Origin of the sequence: Pantoea cypripedii, from assembly GCF_002095535.1 — a bacterium.
Lineage (GTDB): Bacteria > Pseudomonadota > Gammaproteobacteria > Enterobacterales > Enterobacteriaceae > Pantoea > Pantoea cypripedii.
On the sequence record NZ_MLJI01000001.1, the window covers coordinates 2,153,952 to 2,174,376 of the forward strand.

16 protein-coding genes are annotated in these 20,425 nt (G+C 54.9%); 7 read left to right on the forward strand and 9 right to left on the reverse strand.

Translation table 11 applies throughout. The features are described 5' to 3' along the window. The first annotated feature begins 19 nt into the window (after nt 1-19). Nucleotides 20-1,177 carry an FAD-dependent urate hydroxylase HpxO gene (hpxO, locus tag HA50_RS10020; protein WP_084874864.1) on the forward strand — a complete coding sequence of 386 codons (1,158 nt, stop codon included), beginning with the start codon at nt 20-22 and terminating at the stop codon, nt 1,175-1,177. 45 nt (nt 1,178-1,222) lie between these two features. On the opposite strand, the gene HA50_RS31680 is transcribed toward hpxO, so the two are convergent. From HA50_RS31680 to guaD, 6 genes are all read right to left on the reverse strand, one after another. Further along, nucleotides 1,223-5,677 (reverse strand): inositol phosphate phosphatase SopB, encoded by a 4,455-nt coding sequence (locus tag HA50_RS31680; protein WP_244193571.1) that lies wholly within the window; start codon nt 5,675-5,677, stop codon nt 1,223-1,225. A gap of 337 nt (nt 5,678-6,014) precedes the next feature. Beyond that, nucleotides 6,015-8,066, reverse strand: coding sequence for a peptidyl-dipeptidase Dcp (gene dcp / locus HA50_RS10030; protein WP_084874866.1), 2,052 nt, complete (start codon nt 8,064-8,066; stop codon nt 6,015-6,017). A 74-nt stretch (nt 8,067-8,140) separates the two neighbouring features. Further along, nucleotides 8,141-8,923 (reverse strand): xanthine dehydrogenase accessory protein XdhC, encoded by a 783-nt coding sequence (gene xdhC / locus HA50_RS10035; RefSeq protein WP_084874868.1) that lies wholly within the window; start codon nt 8,921-8,923, stop codon nt 8,141-8,143. Continuing rightward, nucleotides 8,901-11,276 carry a xanthine dehydrogenase molybdopterin binding subunit gene (xdhB, locus tag HA50_RS10040; protein WP_084874870.1) on the reverse strand — a complete coding sequence of 792 codons (2,376 nt, stop codon included), beginning with the start codon at nt 11,274-11,276 and terminating at the stop codon, nt 8,901-8,903. The genes xdhC and xdhB overlap by 23 nt, the downstream gene beginning before the upstream one ends. Then, entirely contained in the window at nt 11,266-12,708 is a 1,443-nt protein-coding gene (gene xdhA / locus HA50_RS10045; RefSeq protein WP_084874872.1) for a xanthine dehydrogenase small subunit, read from the reverse strand. The genes xdhB and xdhA overlap by 11 nt, the downstream gene beginning before the upstream one ends. Beyond that, on the reverse strand, nt 12,705-14,033 hold the full coding sequence (gene guaD, locus HA50_RS10050) for a guanine deaminase (RefSeq protein WP_084874874.1): 1,329 nt from the start codon (nt 14,031-14,033) through the stop codon (nt 12,705-12,707). The genes xdhA and guaD overlap by 4 nt, the downstream gene beginning before the upstream one ends. Before the next feature lie 81 nt (nt 14,034-14,114). Between guaD and HA50_RS31030 the strand changes: the two genes are divergently transcribed. Next, a complete protein-coding gene (locus HA50_RS31030) occupies nt 14,115-14,369 on the forward strand; it encodes a hypothetical protein (RefSeq protein WP_139810917.1) in 255 nt (84 codons plus the stop codon). Between the two features lie 78 nt (nt 14,370-14,447). Here the strand turns inward: HA50_RS31030 and HA50_RS10055 are convergent, their stop codons facing one another. Beyond that, nucleotides 14,448-14,597, reverse strand: a complete 150-nt coding sequence (locus tag HA50_RS10055) for a Hok/Gef family protein (RefSeq protein WP_084874876.1) — start codon at nt 14,595-14,597, stop codon at nt 14,448-14,450. A 424-nt stretch (nt 14,598-15,021) separates the two neighbouring features. Here HA50_RS10055 and ydfG point away from each other — a divergent pair, with 424 nt between their 5' ends. Further along, nucleotides 15,022-15,768: a bifunctional NADP-dependent 3-hydroxy acid dehydrogenase/3-hydroxypropionate dehydrogenase YdfG gene (ydfG, locus tag HA50_RS10060; protein WP_084874878.1), complete on the forward strand. Its 747-nt coding sequence runs from the start codon at nt 15,022-15,024 to the stop codon at nt 15,766-15,768. Nucleotides 15,769-15,795: 27 nt separating this feature from the next. Here ydfG and HA50_RS10065 read toward each other — a convergent pair whose 3' ends face one another. Continuing rightward, on the reverse strand, nt 15,796-16,125 hold the full coding sequence (locus HA50_RS10065; protein WP_167379257.1) for a YnfA family protein: 330 nt from the start codon (nt 16,123-16,125) through the stop codon (nt 15,796-15,798). A 133-nt stretch (nt 16,126-16,258) separates the two neighbouring features. Here HA50_RS10065 and HA50_RS10070 point away from each other — a divergent pair, with 133 nt between their 5' ends. Next, nucleotides 16,259-16,594, forward strand: coding sequence for a DUF1283 family protein (locus HA50_RS10070; RefSeq protein ID WP_084874882.1), 336 nt, complete (start codon nt 16,259-16,261; stop codon nt 16,592-16,594). Between the two features lie 52 nt (nt 16,595-16,646). Continuing rightward, nucleotides 16,647-16,943 carry a DUF1161 domain-containing protein gene (locus tag HA50_RS10075; protein ID WP_084874884.1) on the forward strand — a complete coding sequence of 99 codons (297 nt, stop codon included), beginning with the start codon at nt 16,647-16,649 and terminating at the stop codon, nt 16,941-16,943. A gap of 33 nt (nt 16,944-16,976) precedes the next feature. Here HA50_RS10075 and HA50_RS10080 read toward each other — a convergent pair whose 3' ends face one another. Further along, nucleotides 16,977-18,437, reverse strand: coding sequence for an MDR family MFS transporter (locus tag HA50_RS10080; RefSeq protein ID WP_084874886.1), 1,461 nt, complete (start codon nt 18,435-18,437; stop codon nt 16,977-16,979). A 320-nt stretch (nt 18,438-18,757) separates the two neighbouring features. Here HA50_RS10080 and HA50_RS10085 point away from each other — a divergent pair, with 320 nt between their 5' ends. Beyond that, nucleotides 18,758-19,474: an ABC transporter permease gene (locus HA50_RS10085; protein WP_084874888.1), complete on the forward strand. Its 717-nt coding sequence runs from the start codon at nt 18,758-18,760 to the stop codon at nt 19,472-19,474. A 16-nt stretch (nt 19,475-19,490) separates the two neighbouring features. Next, nucleotides 19,491-20,417, forward strand: a complete 927-nt coding sequence (locus tag HA50_RS10090; RefSeq protein WP_084874890.1) for a glycine betaine ABC transporter substrate-binding protein — start codon at nt 19,491-19,493, stop codon at nt 20,415-20,417. Nucleotides 20,418-20,425 lie beyond the last annotated feature (8 nt).

A 20,425-nucleotide genomic window follows, 5' to 3' on the forward strand; every position in this document is an offset into this window, starting at 1 on the left:
TATTGCAAAGGAGACGGTTATGAAAGCGATTGTGATTGGTGCCGGCATCGGCGGAATGAGCGCGGCGATTGCGCTGGAGAAAGAAGGTTTTAGTACGGTGGTGTTCGAAGCGGTGAAAGAGATGAAACCGGTCGGCGCGGCCATTTCCATCTGGCCCAATGGCGTGAAGTGCCTGAATGCCCTCGGCATGAAAGAATCGCTGCGTGCGCTGGGCGGCAATATGGCGTTTATGGCCTACAACGATGCCCACAGCGGTAGCACCCTGACCCGCTTCAGCATGTCACCGCTGGTACAGCAGGTGGGCGAATATCCCTATCCGGTCGCCCGTGCGGAACTTCAGGCGATGCTGATTGATACCTATGGCCGCTCACGCATCAACTTTGGTAAGCGCGTGACTCAGGTGGAACAAACTGCGTCAGGCGTTACTGCCTGGTTTGATGATGGTAGCCAGCAAAGCGCCGATTTTCTTATCGCGGCTGACGGTACCCACTCGGTTATCCGTCATTATGTGCTGGGTGAAAACGTTGAACGCCGCTATGCCGGTTACGTTAACTGGAATGGCCTGGTGACCATCGATGAAAACATCGCCCCGGCGGACCAGTGGACCACATTTGTCGGTGAAGGCAAGCGCGTCTCGCTGATGCCCGTCAGCGACAACCGTTTCTACTTCTTCTTTGATGTCCCGCTGCCGAAGGGATTAGCGGAGGATCGCAGCACGCTGAAAAGCGATCTGCAAGGTTACTTTACGGGCTGGGCCGAGCCGGTGCAGCGTCTGATCGACACCATCAACCCGGACACCACCAATCGCGTAGAAATCCACGATATCGAACCCTTCAGCCAGTTTGTTAAAGGTCGAGTAGCGTTGCTGGGTGATGCGGCGCACAGCACCACGCCGGATATCGGTCAGGGGGGATGCGCGGCAATGGAAGACGCCATTGTGCTGGCGCAGACGCTGGCGTCGCATTCGCTGGGGATAGAAGATGCGTTACTGCGTTATCAGGCGCGTCGCGTGGAACGTACCAAAGATTTAGTGTTGAAGGCGCGTAAGCGTTGTGATGTCACGCACGCGAAGGACGCGGCAATCACTGCGGCCTGGTATCAGGAGCTGAAAAATGAAACCGGCGAGCGGGTGCTGGCCGGTATGTGCGACACCATCGAAGGTGGCCCGCTGGGCTAAATTCACCCTTAGCGAGTAGCGGTGCAAAATATTGCGCCGCTAGCTTTAATATTTTGCCAGTTCTGACAGCCCTCCCACCTGTTCAAATGTATCGCGGTTACCAATGCGATTATGATGCGACAGATTGAGCGCAGACAATGGCAGTTCTTTTAATACCTTATTACCCGCTACACCGGTGTTATATTTCTGCACCTCAGCGTTACCCCCGCTAACCAGCACCTTCTGGAATAATTTCTTATCATATTCACTGAGAGGATTTCCGGGTTTGCTTAATGGTCGTCCCTGATGCTGGCTCACGACCTCCCTTTTTATTTCCGCATCCAGCATGCCCGTTCTGTCTTTGCCGCTTTTGCAGTTGTACGCGGGCACAGCACCAATTTCGTATGCCAACATGGCCATGCGCTGTGCGGCTTTATAGGGCTCGCCCCCATCATAATGGTGTGATTTTTTATTATAAATTTCTTTAAGTTGCTGACACAGCTCTATCACCTTTTCCCGATTTTCAGGATGCGTTTTCAGGTATTCACCCACCATCCCGCCGGGAGGTGCAGACGGATCAAGGTTCTGCCCTAATAACTGATTGAATGCCGCCGCGTTATATTTATCTGATGCTGACTGCCCCAGACCCGCCTTTAAAGATGCTTCGTTAACACCGAAGTTAAATGCCGCCACCTTAAGTCTCACTTTGACCTGATGCAATTCACCATCGCTCCCCCTGACCATTAAAGTAACCGGATTCTGTTTGCTTAGCGTTTGCCAGGCATGCATTTGGTCATCCAGCATTTTTCTTTCATTACCGACAGAACCCGGTGTAACCAGAGACGTGGAAACGATTTGCAGTTCGACTTCCTCTCCCGCTAACGCTTTATTAAGCAAATCCGGTTTTGCATATAAAGCGGCCGTTGTCACTTCTTGTGCTTTCGCTACCGAACCGGTTTTGCGGGTCGCTTCATCTTCTACACCATAGGGGGAAAGTATACCGTGGCGAACGCCCTTAAATAAGGTTTTGGCTTTTCCTTCTTCATCGGCCACCGTAATTTCCGACATCCATAAATTGGTCGCGTGCTGGGTATCTTTGCTTGAGCCACTGCAAACACCTTTATTCTGGTAAGATTCGGCAAAAATATCGTCTTCCCCGACCTTCATTTGCCCTGCTGGCGTTAACCTGCTGGTGTACTCCTGATTATTATGGCTGAACTGCGTTTGTACTACATCCCAATGTTGGTTATTGCGCAGCTCAATCGAGGCATGCTTAAACTCCTCACGCATCATGTCTTCCACCTCACTCAATGGGCGTGGTGAATTATTTTTCGCAATGAATGCCTGCGCAAGCTGGGTAATTAATGCTTTCTGATATTTTTTGCAATTATCAATTTCCTGTTGTGTCGCCATCCTGACGTCATCGTGCGATGAATTTAACTGGCCGGGCACGGATGATAAAGCATCCTTGTCGAGCTGATATTTTTCCACAACACGTTCGGCCGCATTATGTTGCGCTTGCTGGAATTCTTTCAGCGCATTTAGCGAGCGGGTGGATGTTGCTGCTGTGATTTCAGGCCCGGCGATGTCGGCGCTCTCTGCCGGTAATGCCTGAGACGGTGTAACCTCATCCTGGTTTGTCATCGAGGTGCTGGCGTATATGGCCCCAGCCTGCACACCTTCGCGTATACCCGCCGCCGCCAGCGTGATGCCACTGCTCACCACCATATCTGCCGCAAGGTGATTGCGGGCCTGTTCCATGGCATAGCTGAGACCATACTTGCTGATATCATGCATCGCGCCCAATCCGTTGGCGGCAAGCCTGGCAATCTCCGGTGACGTGGTCAGTGCCGCCGACATCGCAGCATGTTTGAGCGTTTCCATTCTGTTCTGGCCAATGATGCCAGAAGGTAAAGGAACGCCAGGCATCGACGTGAGTTTCAGATGGCCTTCGCGCTGTATACCCGCTGCAACGAGGGTTCCTACTGACAAAGCCGCCCGCGTACGACTGAGGAAGCTGCCCAGAAACCCGCCCGGTAAACCAAAATCGACGGCCTGACCGAGCAGCGAACGTAGCACGCCACTGACCGTCGATTTCGCCATTCCGGCGATGCCCTTATCTGAAATCAGCGTTGCCCATTGCAGCCCCGGTTGAGCCAGCACCGTCCGATAATCACGTGGGAGTTGCAGCGTACCGTCATTTTTTTGCTGGTGCGCTTTTTTAATGAGTTCGCTAAACGCCTCGCGATCAAATTCCCTGGTGTCAATCTCTGCGGCGAACTCATCTGCCAGTTTATCTACCAGCGCATCCTTTTCTGCCGGACTTAAATCCGTCCTCTTATCCAGCTCTTGATGCAGCGCCAGGACGAGGTAGATCGCCACGCGCTGCAAAGGTCCATAGATAACCGGGTCCTGGTGGGTGATTTCACGCAGCGTACCTGCGGCGGTACGGGCTGAGGTTTCTACCTGCTGTAAAATTTCCGCGCACGGCAAGCCGATTTCGGTTTTTGTTAACCGGTCCTGGGAAAATGTCAGTGACGCTGCGTTGTTGGCCGCCTTTCGGGCTTGATTAAATACTTTCCTGAAGCCTTCCCGACATTGGGCGTTATCCACACGAAACTTCCGCAAAGCATGAATTTTCTTTTCCTGACGTTTGATTTCCTCAGGCAGCACGAGAATATCTTTTTCCATCACACTTAATTGTGTCTGTGCACGTGAGAATTCCTCTCTGCTGGTGACCTCCAGTGCGGCCAGCCTTTTGTCTGTCTGCTGAAAACGGTGCTCAACCAGTGAAAATGCTTTCTTCAGCTCATCTTTAGCGGTGACCAGCGCATTGACACTTTCCGTACGCCGATCACTCACATTCCCCAGCGGGTCTGCCCCTTTTTTATGCGCCTGCATATCCGCCACTTTATCCGCCATTTTGGCGGTACCGGCCAACGTCTGAGCTTGCAGCTCAAACCAGTGCAGTGACGTCAGCAGCGGATCACTTTCGGACTCCAGCATGTCCGTCAGTTTTTTTCTTTCAAATGACGGTAGTCCGATCTTGTCAGTCAGGCCTTTTGTGCTGTGTGCCGTTTTTTTTACCAGGCTTTGCAGCGTCATCGCCACCTCTTTAAGCTGCGTCAGCGTATCTTCTTTGATACCGACGGAGGCCATGTGAGGGGATTGATTGCGCAACAGGCTAAAGGCCAGACCGATCTCTGTGCACCCGCGTTTGATTTCCTCCGACTGGATGTCGTCACGCGCCTGCATGAATTTCTTCATGGCTCCGTCGAACACGTCGCGCTGTGTTTTGGGCTTGTCTGCTCCGTCTGAAGTGACGCCCTGACCTTCCAGCGCTCTGTACATCGCAATTGCAGCAGCGGCGGCCGTTTTTAAATCTTTCAATCCGGCCGGTGCTGGAGAGTGGCTAAGCTTTGCGTCGATGGTCTTCAGGCGGGAACTCAAATCGCCACAGAATGCCTGTAACTTGCTGACAGCATCACGCACCTTGCCCTCGGGTAAATCTGCGCTGGCCCGTGTAAGTCCCTTTGTGGCCTCCTGAATGTAAAGCCGCTCCCGATACACGCCCTTTTCGAGATTGACCTCGTGCGTCTTCAGGCTGCTCATCACGTCAGTGATCGGGTCATTCTTACTACCAGGAATGGTGACTTTTTGCAGTGCCGCGCGTACCCGGCCTGATTTGTCAGGGTACGCCCCCCCGATAGCCTCATTTCTTTTATTCTTCACCACATCCAGCGCGTTTTTCACTTTATGCCGGACATTTTTCAGTTTTTCGGGCAGGCCGAGAACGTCATGTCCGCTGCTGGCCTGTCTGACTTCCTTCAGGGTGTTAATCGTGTCTTTCAATCCGCTGGAGAGATCTTTCAGTGCTTCGCAGGCGTCGAGGCGCAGCTGTTTAGTCTCTGGCGACAACTGTTTTGACTTAGCAGGATTCACCTGCATCGCCTCCGCACTGTCCTTCATCACCTCAACCGCTGCCGCCAGCACTTTGCGCTCATCCGGACAGGCCAGTTTTCTTTTTAGCTTTTGCAACCCGCCCAGTTCTTTCTGCTCTGCCGGGGACAACATCTGCGGCTTCTCTGCCAGAGCAGCCAGCCGCGCCTCCTGAGCGTCCTCCAGATTTTCCAGCCCCGCAAGCTGGCTCTCCAGGCTCGCAACCTCAGCCTTTAGCAGTGGGCCTTGATCATCAATATTTACCCAATTGGTGCCTTTTTCTTTAATGAATTCATTGGCCGTGGCAAGCGTGGTGGTGCTGACTTCCTCATCCAGTAGCTGCCGGAACAACGCGGTGTCGCTGGTCTGCTCGCTGCCAGGTCCAGTTACCTTGCTCATAAATACTGCGGTGGCGTGGTGAAGATCTTGTGCGTTATCTGACAGGGTGGCGTTTTGCGTTTCAGCCCCGCAGCGAAAGCTGTCGAGCAGGGTGCGAAATTCCGCTGGCTTCTCATTCAGGAAGGGTTCGTCAATCTCTCCAGCGTTATTAACAAAACCGCCTTCCCTGAGGAGGCTAGACAAGCCAGGACTCACTTTAAGGTATTCATTCAATAACCGTACGGGATCCCCGGACAGATCAGGCATTTCCTTAATGACCTTAAGCGCCTCGGAGATAATAAAATCGCAGCCCACGTCTGCCAATGGAACAGAGTCAGCAGGTCTGTCCATATAAACCGTTGATGGATTCGTGATGGAATTAGAAAATGTAACGTTCATGCTGATTTGGCTCCTGGCCTGAATGCGTTTAATTAGCCGGGAGTGTATCGGGGGGCGCTGGGGGGGACTTACGGATTGTGTCGATTCCTTCTGTTTTCTTTATCATTAACGGGCCACTGACCAGTGACCCGTTAATTGATGGTTATTCCCCTTCCAGCCCGCGGTTCTTCAGCATTGGGCCGATTTCTGGCGCTTTGCCGCGCCAGGCCAGCCACAGGTACTGCAAATCGGTGCTGTTGCCGCGTGACAGGATGTGTTCACGGAAGTGCTGGCCATTTTCCCGCGTTAAGCCGCCCCGCTCCTCAAACGCCTGATAGCCATCATCGGCCAGCATCTGCGTCCAGATATAGGCGTAATAACCCGCAGCATAGCCGCCGCCCCAGATATGGCGGAAATAGCTGGAACGGTAGCGCGGTGGCACGGTTGCCAGGGCAATATTCTCTGCTGCCAGCGCCTGCAATTCAAAATGGCTGACATCTTCGGGATTGTCATGGGTGGTCAACGAGTGCCATTGCATATCCAGCAATGCCGCTGCCAGCAGCTCCGTCATGTCGTAACCTTTGTTGAATTTCGCCGCGCGAACCATTTTCTCGCGCAGTTCAGCAGGCATTGGCTCGCCGCTCTGATAGTGGCAGGCATAATTGGCGAACACCTGCGGATTGCTGGCCCAGTGTTCGTTAATCTGCGACGGGAATTCGACAAAATCACGCGGCGTGGCGGTGCCAGAAAGGGTGACATAGCGCTGTGAGGCGAACAGACCATGCAGCGCATGACCAAATTCATGGAACAGGGTGATGACTTCATCCCAGCTCAGTAACGCGGGCTGGCCTGCCGCCGGTTTGGTGTAATTACAGACGTTGTAAATGACGGGTTTGCTGCCCAGCAGTGTCGATTGATCGACAAAGTTGCTCATCCATGCGCCGCCGCTTTTGTTATCACGCTTAAAGAAATCGGTGTAGAACAGCGCCAGCGGCGTATCGTCCGCATCGAAAATCTCATACACGCGGACATCGGGATGATAAACCGGCAAATCATGGCGCTCGCTAAAGCGAATGCCGAACAATTGGCTGGCTGACCAGAACACCCCTTTTTCCAGCACGTTTTCCAGCGCGAAGTACGGGCGAATCTGGCTTTCATCCAGCGCGTATTTGTCTTTACGTACCTGCTCAGCGTAGAAGCTCCAGTCCCAGGCGCGCAGCGGAAAACTATGGTGCGACAGCTCAATGGCCTGCTGAATCTCTGCCGCTTCCCGCTCGGCCCGTCCACGGGCGGCAGGCACGATATTGCGCATAAAACTCAACGCCGCTTCCGGGGTTTTTGCCATCTGGTCCTGCAAACCCCACTCGGCGTAGGTTTTGAAGCCCAGCAGAGTAGCCCGTTGCGCGCGCAGCTTTGCCATGCGCAGTACCAGCGCGCGGGTGTCGTTTTCATCGCCCAGCTCACAACGCGTCAGCGAACGCTGGAACAGCACCTCGCGTGTTGCACGTACGCTTAACGCTTGCAGCACCGGTTGCTGGGTGGTGTTTTGCAACGGAATTAACCATTCCCCCGACAGACCGCGGGCTTCGGCCGCCGCTTTGGCATGCGCCAGTTCCTCATCGCTGAGTCCGGCCAGCGCCGCCGGATTGCTGACGGTATACGCCCCCGTTTTGGTGGCGGCCAGCAGCCGATTACCAAACTTTGTACCGAGCGTGGCCAGCTCCTGATTACAGGCACGCAGCTGGTCTTTGTCAGCGTCATTCAGGCTGGCACCCGCCAGCTGAAAATGTTGCCAGACCACTTCCACCAGTCGCATCGCTTCAGCATCCGGGCATTGCGTACCGCGATGCTGATAAACGCTGTCGAGACGGGCAAACAGCTGGCTGTTCAGCGTGATTTCATCGTTCAGCGCCGTCAGCTGCGGGGTGATGATTTCATCCACTTCCTGCAGCAGTTCGCTGGTATTGGCGGAGGTCATGGCGCCAAACACCAGATTGACCCGGTTCAGCAGTTGCCCGCTGCGTTCCAGTGCTTCATAGGTATTTTCAAAGGTAGCTGGCTCTGGGTTGCTGGCGATCGCCGCGACCTGCTGGCGTTTCTCTGCAATACCGGCTTCCAGCGCCGGAAGAAAATCGGCTTCCTGAATAAGGTCAAACGGTGGGGTCTGGTACGGCAAGGTGCTGGCGGTGAAAAAAGGATTCGTTCTTGAATTCATTATCGCTCCTGATCATCAGCAACGCCGGAACAGGGTCCGGCGGGATGTCTCTATCCTGGCAGTTTCGCGCCGTCTCAACAACTCATCGTCTGACGCTGATAAACGCTAATGATCTCTCCTGCCACCGCCACGGCAATTTCTGCTGGCAGCTTGCCCTTCACATCCGGTAAGCCGATCGGGCAACGCAGGCGGGCCAGGGTATCCGCTGCGATTCCTTTCCCCTCCAGCCGATAACGAAAACGCTGCGCTTTGGTTTCCGAGCCAATCACCCCGGCATAACAGAAATCGCCCCGACGCAGAATGGCTTCGCTTAACGCCAGATCAAGCGGGTGATGATGGGTCATCACCACAAAATAGCTGCCTGGCCGTGCTTCGGCCACGCCATCCACTGGTTCCTCCAGCTGTCGCACCGTAACGCCATCCGGCACCGTGCGGAATTGCGCCGCACGGCTATCGATCCAGGTGATGTGACAGGGTAACGTTGACAGTAGCTGCACCAGTGCCTGACCGACATGCCCGGCACCGTAAACCTGAATTTCTGGCTGCCGTTGCATCAGCGGTTCAAACAAAATCGTTGCCATGCCGCCACAACACTGCCCCAGCCGCGCACCCAGCGCAAATTCCTCGCTATGCGGCGTAGCACGCTGCTGTTGCAACATCTCCCGCGCCTGGGCGATGCATTGATATTCCAGATGACCGCCGCCAATGGTGAGAAAACTGTCGCTGGCGGTGACCACCATTTTGCTGCCGCTGTCACGCGGCACCGAACCGCGCTCGCTGAGCACGGTCACCAGCACACAGCTCTGCCGTTTTTCCCGCAGGCTATGCAGCACGCTAATCCAGTCGTGGTAGATCATCATCCGCTCCAGAGAGGCGCTGGACGCCCCAGAAAACCCGTTCCGGTGTGGCAGGCGCATCCAGCAGTGGATGATGACGATAATCTGCCACACTGGCGACCGCATCCTGCAACGCGCACCACACGGCAATCCCCAGCATAAACGGCGGTTCGCCGACGGCTTTGGAGTGAAACACCGTCTGCTGTGGATTTTTGCGATTCTCCACCAGGGTGACGCGCAGATCCGCCGGGACATCACTGATAGCCGGGATTTTGTAGCTGGCCGGACCATCCGTCAGCAGTTTACCCTGATCGTTCCACACCAGTTCCTCACAGGTCAGCCAGCCCATGCCCTGCACAAATCCGCCTTCCACCTGGCCGATATCAATCGCCGGATTCAGGGAGGCACCCACATCATGCAGGATATCGGCACGCAACAGGCGGTACTCGCCGGTGAAGGTATCCACCAGCACTTCGCAGCAGGCCGCGCCATAGGCGAAGTAGTAAAACGGCGTGCCGCGCCCGGCGTTGCGGTCGTAATGAATGCCCGGTACGCGATAGTAGCCGGTGGCAGAAAGCGGCACCTGATTCAGCCATGCCTGCTGGCAGACCTGGGCGAAGGTAAAATGCTGCTCTCCGACCCGGACGATGCCGTTGCTGAAATGCACCCGCTCCGGCCCGCACTGATGCAGTTTGCACAGCATTTCCGTTAAGCGATTGCGCAACGTCTGCGCCGCATCCTGGGCGGCTTTACCGTTCAGGTCGGTCCCACTGGAGGCGGCCGTCGGTGAGGTGTTGGGCACTTTACCGGTATCGGTGGCGGTGATCTGGATTTGGCTGATGTCGATTTGCAGCACCTCAGCGACGATCTGCGCCACTTTGGTATTCAGCCCCTGGCCCATTTCGGTGCCACCGTGGTTCAGCTGCACCGTGCCGTCGGTGTAAATCAAAATCAACGCCCCGGCCTGATTGAGGAAGCTGGAGGTGAATGAGATGCCAAATTTCACTGGCGTCAGCGCCAGCCCGCGTTTCATCACCCGATTGGCCGCATTGAACGCCTGAATTTCGCTGCGCCGCGCCGCGTAGTCGCTACTGTCTTCCAGCTGCGCGGTGATCTCGTCCAGCAGATTATCTTCCACCTGCTGGTAATAATGGGTGACGTTGCGATCCTGCTTACCGTAGTAGTTACGTTTGCGCAGTTCCAGCGGGTCGAGCTGCAACTCACGCGCGATGTGGTCCATGATTTGCTCAATCGCCACCATGCCCTGCGGACCACCAAAACCACGATAGGCGGTATTTGACGCGATGTGGGTACGGCAGCGGTAACCAGTGATCAGCGCATCGCCGAGGTAATAAGCATTATCAGCATGGAACATGGCTCGATCGACTATCGATCCACTAAGATCAAGCGAATATCCACAATTTCCTGCCAGATCGATCTTCACCCCACAAAAACGTCCCTCGTCATCGAAGCCGACGTCGTAACGCACATAAAAGGGATGACGCTTGCCGGTGATACGCATGTCATCACGTCGGGCGAGACGCATTTTTGCTGCCCGCCTGGTCTGGCGCGCCACAATCGCACACAGGCAGGCCACCCCTGCCGCCTGCGTTTCTTTACCGCCAAAGCCCCCACCCATGCGGCGCATATCGATGGTGACATTGTTCATGCTGATCCCCATCACTTCTGCTACCAGCTTCTGCACTTCGGTGGGGTTTTGTGTGGAGGAGAATACCTGCAAATTGGCATCCTCACCGGGGATCACCAGTGACGTCTGGGTTTCGAGGTAAAAATGTTCCTGCCCACCGATATGAAAACTGCCCTGAATACGGTGTGGCGCACGCGCCAGTGCGGCATCCGCATCACCGCGCTGATGGACGTGCGGCTGCTGAACAAAATATCCCTGCTCCAGCGCCTCACAGACATCAAGGATCGCCGGTAACGGTTCATATTCGACGATAGCCGCCGCCACTCCGGCGCGTGCCGCTTCCGGGGACTCGGCGGCGACGGCGATCACCACCTGACCAAGATATTCCACTTTATCCTGCGCCAGCAGCGGATCACCGGGTTCCAGCGGACCAACATCGTTGATGCCCGGCACATCACGCCAGGTCAAAACACTGACCACGCCTGGCACTGCGTAGCAGGGCTGCACATCGAGGCGGGTGATGCGCGCATGGGCGTGCGGGCTGAGTAACGGGCAAAGATGCAGCAAACCGGGCAATTCTGGTTTGTCATCGATATACATCGCTTCGCCGGAAACGTGTTTATCGGCGCTTTCGTGTTTACGGCTGCGTCCGACGCCAGTCTGGATACCGGCGTCAAACTGCGTCTTTAACAGCGTTTCATTCAATTGCGGGCGGTTATGAGACATAGCGCGTTACCTCTGCAATGGTCAGTTCACCGCTGGACTGCGCGTAGTAACGCCGCAGCAAATTACGCGCCACTTGCAGGCGATAAGCCGCGCTGGCGCGGAAGTCGCTCAGTGGCTGGAAATCATGGCTCAGGGCAGCACAGGCAGTTTCAATGGTGGTCAGATTAAAAGGCGCACCGGCGAGCGTAGCCTCAGCATGTAATGCACGTTTGGGTGTCGCCGCCATGCCACCAAAGGCCATACGCACACGCTGCACCGTACCGTTTTCCAGTTGGATATTGATGGCGGCAAAGATGGCGGAAATATCGTCATCCAGGCGTTTTGACACTTTCCAGGCAACAAAGTCAGGTGACACTGTCACGCGAGGAATGATGATGGTGCGGATAAACTCGCCCGGTTGTAACACCGTCTGACGATAACCGGTGAAAAACTGATCAAGCTCCACTTCACGACAATGCTCCCCCTGCTGTAATTCCAGCCGGGCGCTGAGCGCCAGCAGCATTGGCGCGGCATCGCCAATCGGTGAGGCATTACCGATATTGCCACCCAGCGTGCCCTGATTGCGGATTTGCAGCGAGGCGAAACGCTCCAGCATGGCACTGAATGCCGGAATGCGCGACGCCAGAAACTGATAACAGTGATGCAGTGATGCCCCCGCGCCGAGACGCCAGCTTTCATCATCCTCAAGGCAGGTCTTCAGCTCCGCTACCTGCTCCAGCGCGATTAACAGCGGGATACGCTGATACTGCTGGGTGATTTGTAAGCTGAGATCGGTGCCTCCTGCCAGCAGACGTGCTTCAGGATGCTGCTGATACAGCGCCGCCAGCTGTGCCATCGTTTTGGGGACAAAACAGCGGCTATCATTGGCGTCCAGCACCTGCACTTCATTGCTGCTCAGCGCCTGTAAGCGCTGCACCAGGCTGGCCTCGCTCTGGCTGAAGTTATCACTGGCTGGCTGTTCGCAGGCCTGCTGCGCCGCATCCATAATCGGTCGGTAGCCGGTGCAGCGACACAGATTCCCCGCCAGGGCCTGCTCCGCCTGATGCCGGTCCCAGCCGTCACTGTTTTTCTGTAAGGTAAATAACGACATGACAAATCCCGGCGTGCAGTAGCCGCACTGTGAACCGTGGCAATCAACCATCGCCTGCTGCACCGGGTGCAGATCGTTCCCCTGGCGCAAATCCTCCACGGTGATCAACTGTTTTCCCTGCAAGCTGCTGACCAGCGTCAGGCAGCTGTTCACCGTTTCATAGTGCATGCGGCCATCGACTACTTTGCCCAGCGTCACGGTACAGGCACCACAGTCGCCTGAGGCGCAGCCTTCTTTGGTGCCGCGTCGTTGCTGGTGATTGCGCAGATAATTCAGCACGGTGAGATTGGGATCGAGGGTATGCTCGGTCACCAGACGGTTATTAAGCAGAAATTGAATCATGCGGCCTTCACCCCGCTTTCACGTTGCCAGACGGGCTGACCATTCACCCAGGTCTGGGCGATGTTGCGATCGTCACCCAGCGTCATCAGTACAAACAATTTTTCCCAGATATCTTTGCTGTTGGCATAGCGCAGTTGCTGCAATGCCGATACGGCTGGGTCGAGTACCACGAAATCTGCCTCTTTACCGGGATTGAAATTGCCGATGGCATGATCAAGATCGAGCGCATGCGCCCCACCCAGCGTTGCGTGGTAGAAGGCTTCACAGGCGCTGAGTTTGTAGCGTTGCAGCTGGCCGACTTTATAGGCTTCGCCCAGCGTCTGGAGCAGATTGAAGGTGGTGCCAGCGCCGACATCGGTGCCGATGCCCATGCGCACCCCCTGTTGCCAGCAGCGTTTGATGTTAAATAATCCGCTGCCGAGAAACAGGTTGGAGGTCGGACAGAAGGCTATTGACGAATCGGTATCGTGCAGACACTGCCATTCATGGTCTTCCAGATGCAAACAGTGGGCAAACACGCTGCGTTTACCGGTGAGCTGGTGTTGGTGATAGACATCAAGATAGCCTTCGTGCTCCGGGAATAACTCTTTCACCCAGGCAATTTCCTGCGGATTTTCGCTCAGGTGGGTATGCAGCCAGGTATCGGGAAATTCCGCACGCAGCTGGCTCACTTTTTCCAGCAACTGGGGCGATGATGTGGGGGCAAAACGTGGCGTCAGCGCGTAGCTTAACCGCCCGCGATTGTGCCAGCGCTGAATCAGGTCACGGGTTTGCTGGTAGCTGTCCTGCGGCGTTTCCGTCAGATAAGCCGGTGCGTTGCGATCCATCATCACCTTTCCGGCGATCAGGCGCATATTGAGTTGCTCCGCAGCGCTGAATAAGGCATCGACCGATTGTGGATGCACCGTTCCGAACACCAGCGCGGTAGTGGTGCCATTCGCCAGCAGCTGGTGCAGAAAAAATGCCGACATCTGTGCGGCGTGATCGGGACAGTGATACTGGCTTTCTACCGGAAAGGTGTATTGATTCAGCCATTCCAGCAACTGCTCACCAAATGCGCCGATCATCTCGGTCTGTGGATAATGGATATGGGTGTCGATAAAACCCGGCACGATCAATTTGCCACGCAGGTCGATCAGGCTGGCGGGATTAATGTGTGTCTGCGCAGTTTCCCAGCTTTCCAGGCTCACGACTTTGCCGTCGCGCAGCGTCAGTACCCCATCTTCGAGGTAACGTGCCTGATCGGCAATGGTGTCAGGCTGGCTAGCCAGGCCGGTAAAGTCAAAAAAGCTGGCCCGCAGCGTGGTTTCGGATGCAAAAGGCATAAAATGTTCCTTAATTGAGAAAGCACCCGGCTTTCTCTTTGTTATGGCAGGTGACGGCCTTTTATGTAGTTTGCAAACAACATGCCAACGCAAATTTGTTATTTTTTTACTTTATATACAACTAGTTATGTTTATTTCTCTGTTTTTGGGTTGCGAATCACAGGCAACCGAATGCGCAACCGGTTGCCTGGGGTGGCAATCGGTTGCGATTTAACAACTGGCATTTTTGGTGCGATTGGCGGGAGAGTGACGCGTGTCATTATGGTGCAGGCCTGCGCCATGATTGTGCATGACAAATTCAGTCATCGCTTTTTATCGGCAGAAAATCCGGCTTAAATTTAAAGAAAGGATTGGGTGCATTGAGGCCAGCCGCAACAACAAAGAGTGGCGGGGATCACTCCCCGCCGGTTGCTCTTACCTGGGTTCGTAATCCATGACAGCAGCAACCTCCATGTAGCCGGTGCGGATTCGTACCTCGCAGAGGTCTTTCCTCGTTACCAATATGGCGGCTATCACCGCCCCTAATATGATGGTGGCGATCAGGATCGCCTTATGCTGCTTCATGGTTGCTTCTCCTTGCCTTTCAGCACGTAAGAGGCTACCTTTATGTTGTCTGGCATGAAGGGGCCTCGGGTTGATTTAATCTTAATCACTCGGGGCTTTTCTTCTTCCTGCCTTTAACAAATGCTTAAGGCAGAAAGCCTCAAGCACCCGCCGCGATTCTATGCCAACCCTCTGACTTAACCAAAGTTTTTAGATACCCCGCTTCGGAAATCCGTACTTTTATCTCAATTTTGCGATCCAGACCCGACATCCTTATGGTTTATGATGTTTATGGTTCATGATCCGGAGAGCCAGGTTGTCGTGCTGAATACGGTGCTGACAATTCAGTTTTGTCTCCTGTATGCCCCCTAAGATTTTGAGGTGGATTAATTTAATTTAAATCAATAGATTAATCATGACGTGCAATTATTTAAGGAACAGTGAGATGATTATTTTTGTTACCGGTGCGACCGCCGGTTTTGGTCAAAGTATCACCCGCCGCTTCATTGCTACCGGTCATAAAGTGATCGCCAGCGGACGCCGTGCTGAGCGCCTGCAGGCACTGAAAGACGAGCTGGGTGACAATCTGTATACCGTTCAGCTGGACGTGCGTAACCGCGCGGCCATCGAGGAGGCTATCGCCGCCCTGCCTGCTGAATGGCGCAATATTGATGTGCTGGTTAACAATGCCGGTCTGGCGTTAGGCGTAGAGCCAGCACACAAGGCCAATATTGAAGACTGGGAAAATATGATCGACACCAACAACAAAGGTTTGGTGTACATGACGCGCGCGTTGTTACCAGCCATGGTGGAACGCAACGTCGGTCATATTATCAATATCGGCTCAATTGCCGGTAGCTGGCCGTATCTGGGTGGCAACGTTTATGGTGCGACCAAAGCTTTCGTACGTCAGTTCAGCCTGAATCTGCGTACCGATTTGCATGGCACCGCGCTGCGTGTTACCGATATCGAACCAGGTCTGGTGGGCGGTACCGAGTTTTCCAATGTCCGTTTTAAAGGCGACGACGGCAAGGCAGACAAGGTGTATGAAGGCACCACCGCACTGACAGCCGAAGATGTCACCGAAGCGGTGTATTGGGTCGCGACGTTGCCGAAGCACGTCAACATCAATACCCTGGAGATGATGCCAGTCACGCAAACGCTGGCCGGTCTGAAGGTACATAAAGAATAACGTGTAGCGGCGCGATTTATCGCGTCGCTACGCTTCACTGCCCCAACCCGCCACAATAATCAGCATGCCACTTAAGGCTATCAGGCCGCCTGCCCAGTCCCACGGGCTGAGCTTTACCCCATCGACCACCCGCAGCCAGATCAGCGCCGTCATCACATATACGCCACCGTAGGCGGCATACACGCGTCCACTCGCCGCCGGATGCAACGTCAGCAACCAGACAAATAGCATCAGGCTGAGCGCCGCCGGTAGTAGCAGCCATGCCGTCGCCCCCTTCTTCAGCCATAGCCACGGCAAAAAGCAGCCAACAATTTCAGCGAGGGCAGTGAAAAAAAACAACAGTGCGGTTTTCACCAGCATAAAAAGTCTCTCAGAAGTCTCAACAAATGCCTCACCGCTGGTGAGTAAAGAAGCAGCGATGATATACTAGCGGCCATTGTTGTTACAGCCACCATCGCGGCTGTGCTGGCGTTAACTGAAGGAAAAGATGATGAAAAAACTGTTTCCCGCACTACTGGCTGCGGCACTGACCTCCAGCGTACTGCTGACTGCCCCCCTGGCTTCCGCGCAGACCGATAAACTGATCATTGAAAACGGCAACAGCGCTGCCAGCAATGAGGCGGCACGTCAGAGTAAGGAACAATGGAATGACACCCGTAACCTGCGCAACAAGGTAAACACCCGCGTCGAAAAAGAGTTCGACAAAGCTGACAAAGCGTTTGATACCCGTGACTCCTGCGAAAAAAGCTATAACGTCAACGCTTACTGGGAACCCACCACCCTGCGCTGCCTCGATCGTCGTACTGGCCGCCCGATCGCACCATAAACCGCTGATGCTGCTATAGTCATCAAGGGAATAAAAACCAAAGGAGTGTGTGATGAATAAACGTGTAGCCGTTATCGTGCTGTCTCTGCTGGCATTACCGATGCTGGCGCAGGCCTCCTGTGAAAGCGTAAAAGCAGACATCAGCAAAAAAATCATCAGTAACGGCGTAGCCGAGTCAGATTTTACTCTGGATATCGTGCCGAACGATCAGGCCGACCAGGCCGGTGGGCAGGTTGTGGGCCATTGCGAAAACGACAGCCAGAAAATTGTCTACAAAAAGCTGAACCACGACGCTGACAGCAACGAACCCAATGCTGCGGGCAGCTCACAGGATTCATCTTCACAGTAAACATACCCTGTAGCGGCGCGGCTGTTCACGCCGCTACTCATTCTCCGGTCGCTGATGCGGCATCAGCCACGCAATCCACAGCGTCAGGCTGGCAATCAGCAGCGCCACCACAAACACCCAATGCAACGAACTGGCAATCTGGGCTATCCACTCCTGCAATGTTCCGTGTGGCAATGCCTGGCGGCTTTCATGCGACATGATCTTTTGCATCGGATCGCTGGCCTGCGGCAGCCGAAGCATCAGGTTATAATTCAGCACCGCCCCCATCAGCGCCGTCCCAATCGCCGAACCCAGCATCCTGCTAAACATAATCGACGCGGTACAAATGCCGCGAATCTCGTAATGCGCATGGTTTTGTACCGAAACCAGGAAGGTGGTGCTGGTCATCCCCATGCCGGTGCCGATGACAAAAGCGGTGAGTCCAGCCTGCATAATGCTGCTGTCGGCGCGCAACAGCAGCAATAGCGCGCTACCGGCAATTAACAATAGCGCCCCCAACTGGGCGGTAAAGCGGTAAGAGGTCATCAGCATCAGGCGCCCACTCAGGGTGCTGGCGAGCGGCCAGCCAATCGACATCATCGCCAGCGCACTGCCCGCCTGTAACGGTGTGCCACCGGTAATGCCCTGAATCCAGGTGGGCAGGAAAGCGCTGATCCCCATCATCGCTGCCCCGATAATCAGATTGCCCGCATTGCCCGCCACAATTAACCGGCTGCGCCAGATGGCCAGCGGGAACAAGGGTGCCGCCGCGCGTTGCTCATGGCGTTTGAGGAACATCGCGGCGATAAACGCCATTACCACGAACAGCAGCAACCAGTAGCCAAGAACCTCGGCCTGCAACAAGGCGATCAGTAACGCGCTGACGCTGAGCATCAGCCAGGCACAGCCAGTGATGTTTAGCGCGCAGCTTTGCTGCTGTTCACGAGCGGGAAGGAATCGCGCCAGCAGCAGCATAGAGATCAACCCAATCGGCACGTTGACCCAGAAAATCACCGCCCAACTGAAGTGCTGCACCAGCCAGGCGCCGCTCAGCGGGCCGAGTATTGCCGCGACGCCCCAGACGCTGGAGAGCCAGCCCTGCACACTGGCGCGTTCACGCGGCGAGTAGATGTCCGCGACGATGGTGGTGGTCAGCGGCATGATGGCTCCCGCCCCCAGCCCCTGAAAAGCGCGGAACAGAATCAGCCACGTCATGCTATGGGCAAAGCCACACAGCACCGAACCGATCAGGAACAGCGAAACGCCAACAAAAAATAGCGTTTTCCGGCCCCACATATCTGCCAGCCGCCCGTAAAGCGGCACCGTCACCGCCTGGGTGAGCAGATAAATGGAGAAAACCCAGCCAAACTGCGAGAAGCCGCCCAGATCGGCAATGATGGTGGGCATCGCCGTCGCCACAATGGTGACCTCAATTGCCGCCATAAACATAGCCAGCATGCAGGCTACGAGGATCCAGTGACGGTTTCCCGTTTGTATTTCTGCGCTCTCAGTCATTTTTTTACCTTCCTTTGTCTCAAGGCTAGACGAAATTTGCCGTCGTCAATTTCCTCTGCGTGCGCCCTGTTGTGACATTGTCACAAAATTCGATGAATTTTTTTTATTGTCATAAATTGCCTTATTTGATGCGGGCTGAACCCGTTTTTCCCCTTTTTCTATCTGTCTGATTTTCCCCTGAAAACTGGCATGTTTCGTTTTGGGTTGCTATAGGTCTAAAACCCCTTTCCCGGTTTTCACTGGAAAAGTGACATTAAGTAGTCGTTTTATCTGCAATCTTAATTTTTTTAACGTTTTTATGATTCAGGGAGAAGCACGCTATGCAAAACGCATCGCTTGCCCGACGAGCCGGGTTGGCAGTGCTTGCCATTGTGGTGGTGGTTGGGCTGCTGGTCTGGGGACTTGGGTTGGATACGCTGCGCGCCCGCCGGGTGGATTTAATCTACCTTGGGCAACAGCATCTGTTTTTGGTGTTCTGGTCGATGTTCTTCGCGCTGCTGGTCGGCATTCCCAGCGGCATTTTGCTAAGCCGTCCGTTTGCCCGGCGCTGGGCCGAGTACGTGATGCAGATTTTCAACGTCGGCAACACATTGCCGCCGCTGGCTGTGCTGGCACTGGCGATGGTGATTGTCGGCATCGGCGATCGTCCGGCGTTAATTGCGCTGTTCCTCGCCTCTCTGCTGCCTATCGTGCGGAATACCTTTGCTGGACTGAGCGCGGTGCCCCCCTCGTTGCTCGAAGCCGCCAACGGTATTGGCATGACCAAATTTCAGCGTTTACGCCAGGTGGAAATCCCCAATGCGCTGCCGGTGATCCTCGCCGGGGTACGGATTGCGACTGCCATCAATGTTGGTACTGCGCCGCTGGCTTTTTTGATTGGTGCCAGCAGCTACGGCGAGCTGATTTTTCCGGGCATCTATCTCAACGATTTCCCAACGCTGATCCTCGGTGCAGCGGCAACCGCCCTGTTCGCGCTGATCCTCGATATGCTGCTTGCCGCAGTGGGACGCATCCTCAGCCCGCACTCAGCGGCATAACCACAGGAGTCTTGTGATGGCCACTGCCAACCTGCTGGCGCGCTGGGCAAAACGCACCGCGCTGGCGCTGACCGCAACCCTGGCACTCAGCCAGGCCGCTGCGGCCGCCACCCCAATTGTGATGGCGACTAAAAGTTTTACCGAGCAGCACATCCTTTCCGCCATGACGGTGATGTGGCTGCAAAAGAAAGGTTTTCAGGTGATCCCAAAAACCAATATCGCCACCACCATTGGACGTAACGCGATGATCAACAAACAGATTGATATGACCTGGGAATATACCGGGACGTCGCTGATCATCTTTAACCACATCAATAAGCCGATGTCGTCACAGCAGGCTTATCAAACGGTGAAAGACCTCGACGGTAAGCTGGGGCTGATCTGGTTGGACCCGGCACCCATGAACAATACCTACGCCTTCGCCATGAAACGCGAACGTGCTGACAAGGAAGGGATCAGCACCATGTCGCAGCTGGTGGCAAAGCTGGAGCAGATTCGTCAGACCGACCCGGATCATAACTGGAAGCTGGGGCTGGACCTGGAGTTTGCCGGGCGTTCTGATGGCCTCAAGCCGTTACAGAAGGCCTATAACATGCCGCTTGACCGCCCACAGATTCGGCAGATGGACCCCGGTCTGGTGTACAACGCGGTGCTGGAAGGTTTTGTTGATGCTGGCCTGATCTATACCACTGACGGACGTGTAAAAGGCTTTGATCTCAAGGTGCTGGAGGATGATAAGCACTTCTTCCCAAGTTACAACGTCACGCCGGTGGTGCGTAAAGATGTGCTGGAGAGCCATCCGGGGCTGGCAGCGGCGCTAAATCAGTTGTCACCGTTGATCACGGACGAGGCGATCACCGAAATGAATAAACGCGTCGATATCGATCACCAGTCTCCTGAACAGGTGGCACGTGATTTCCTTCAATCCAAAAACATGCTGTAAGGAGGCGC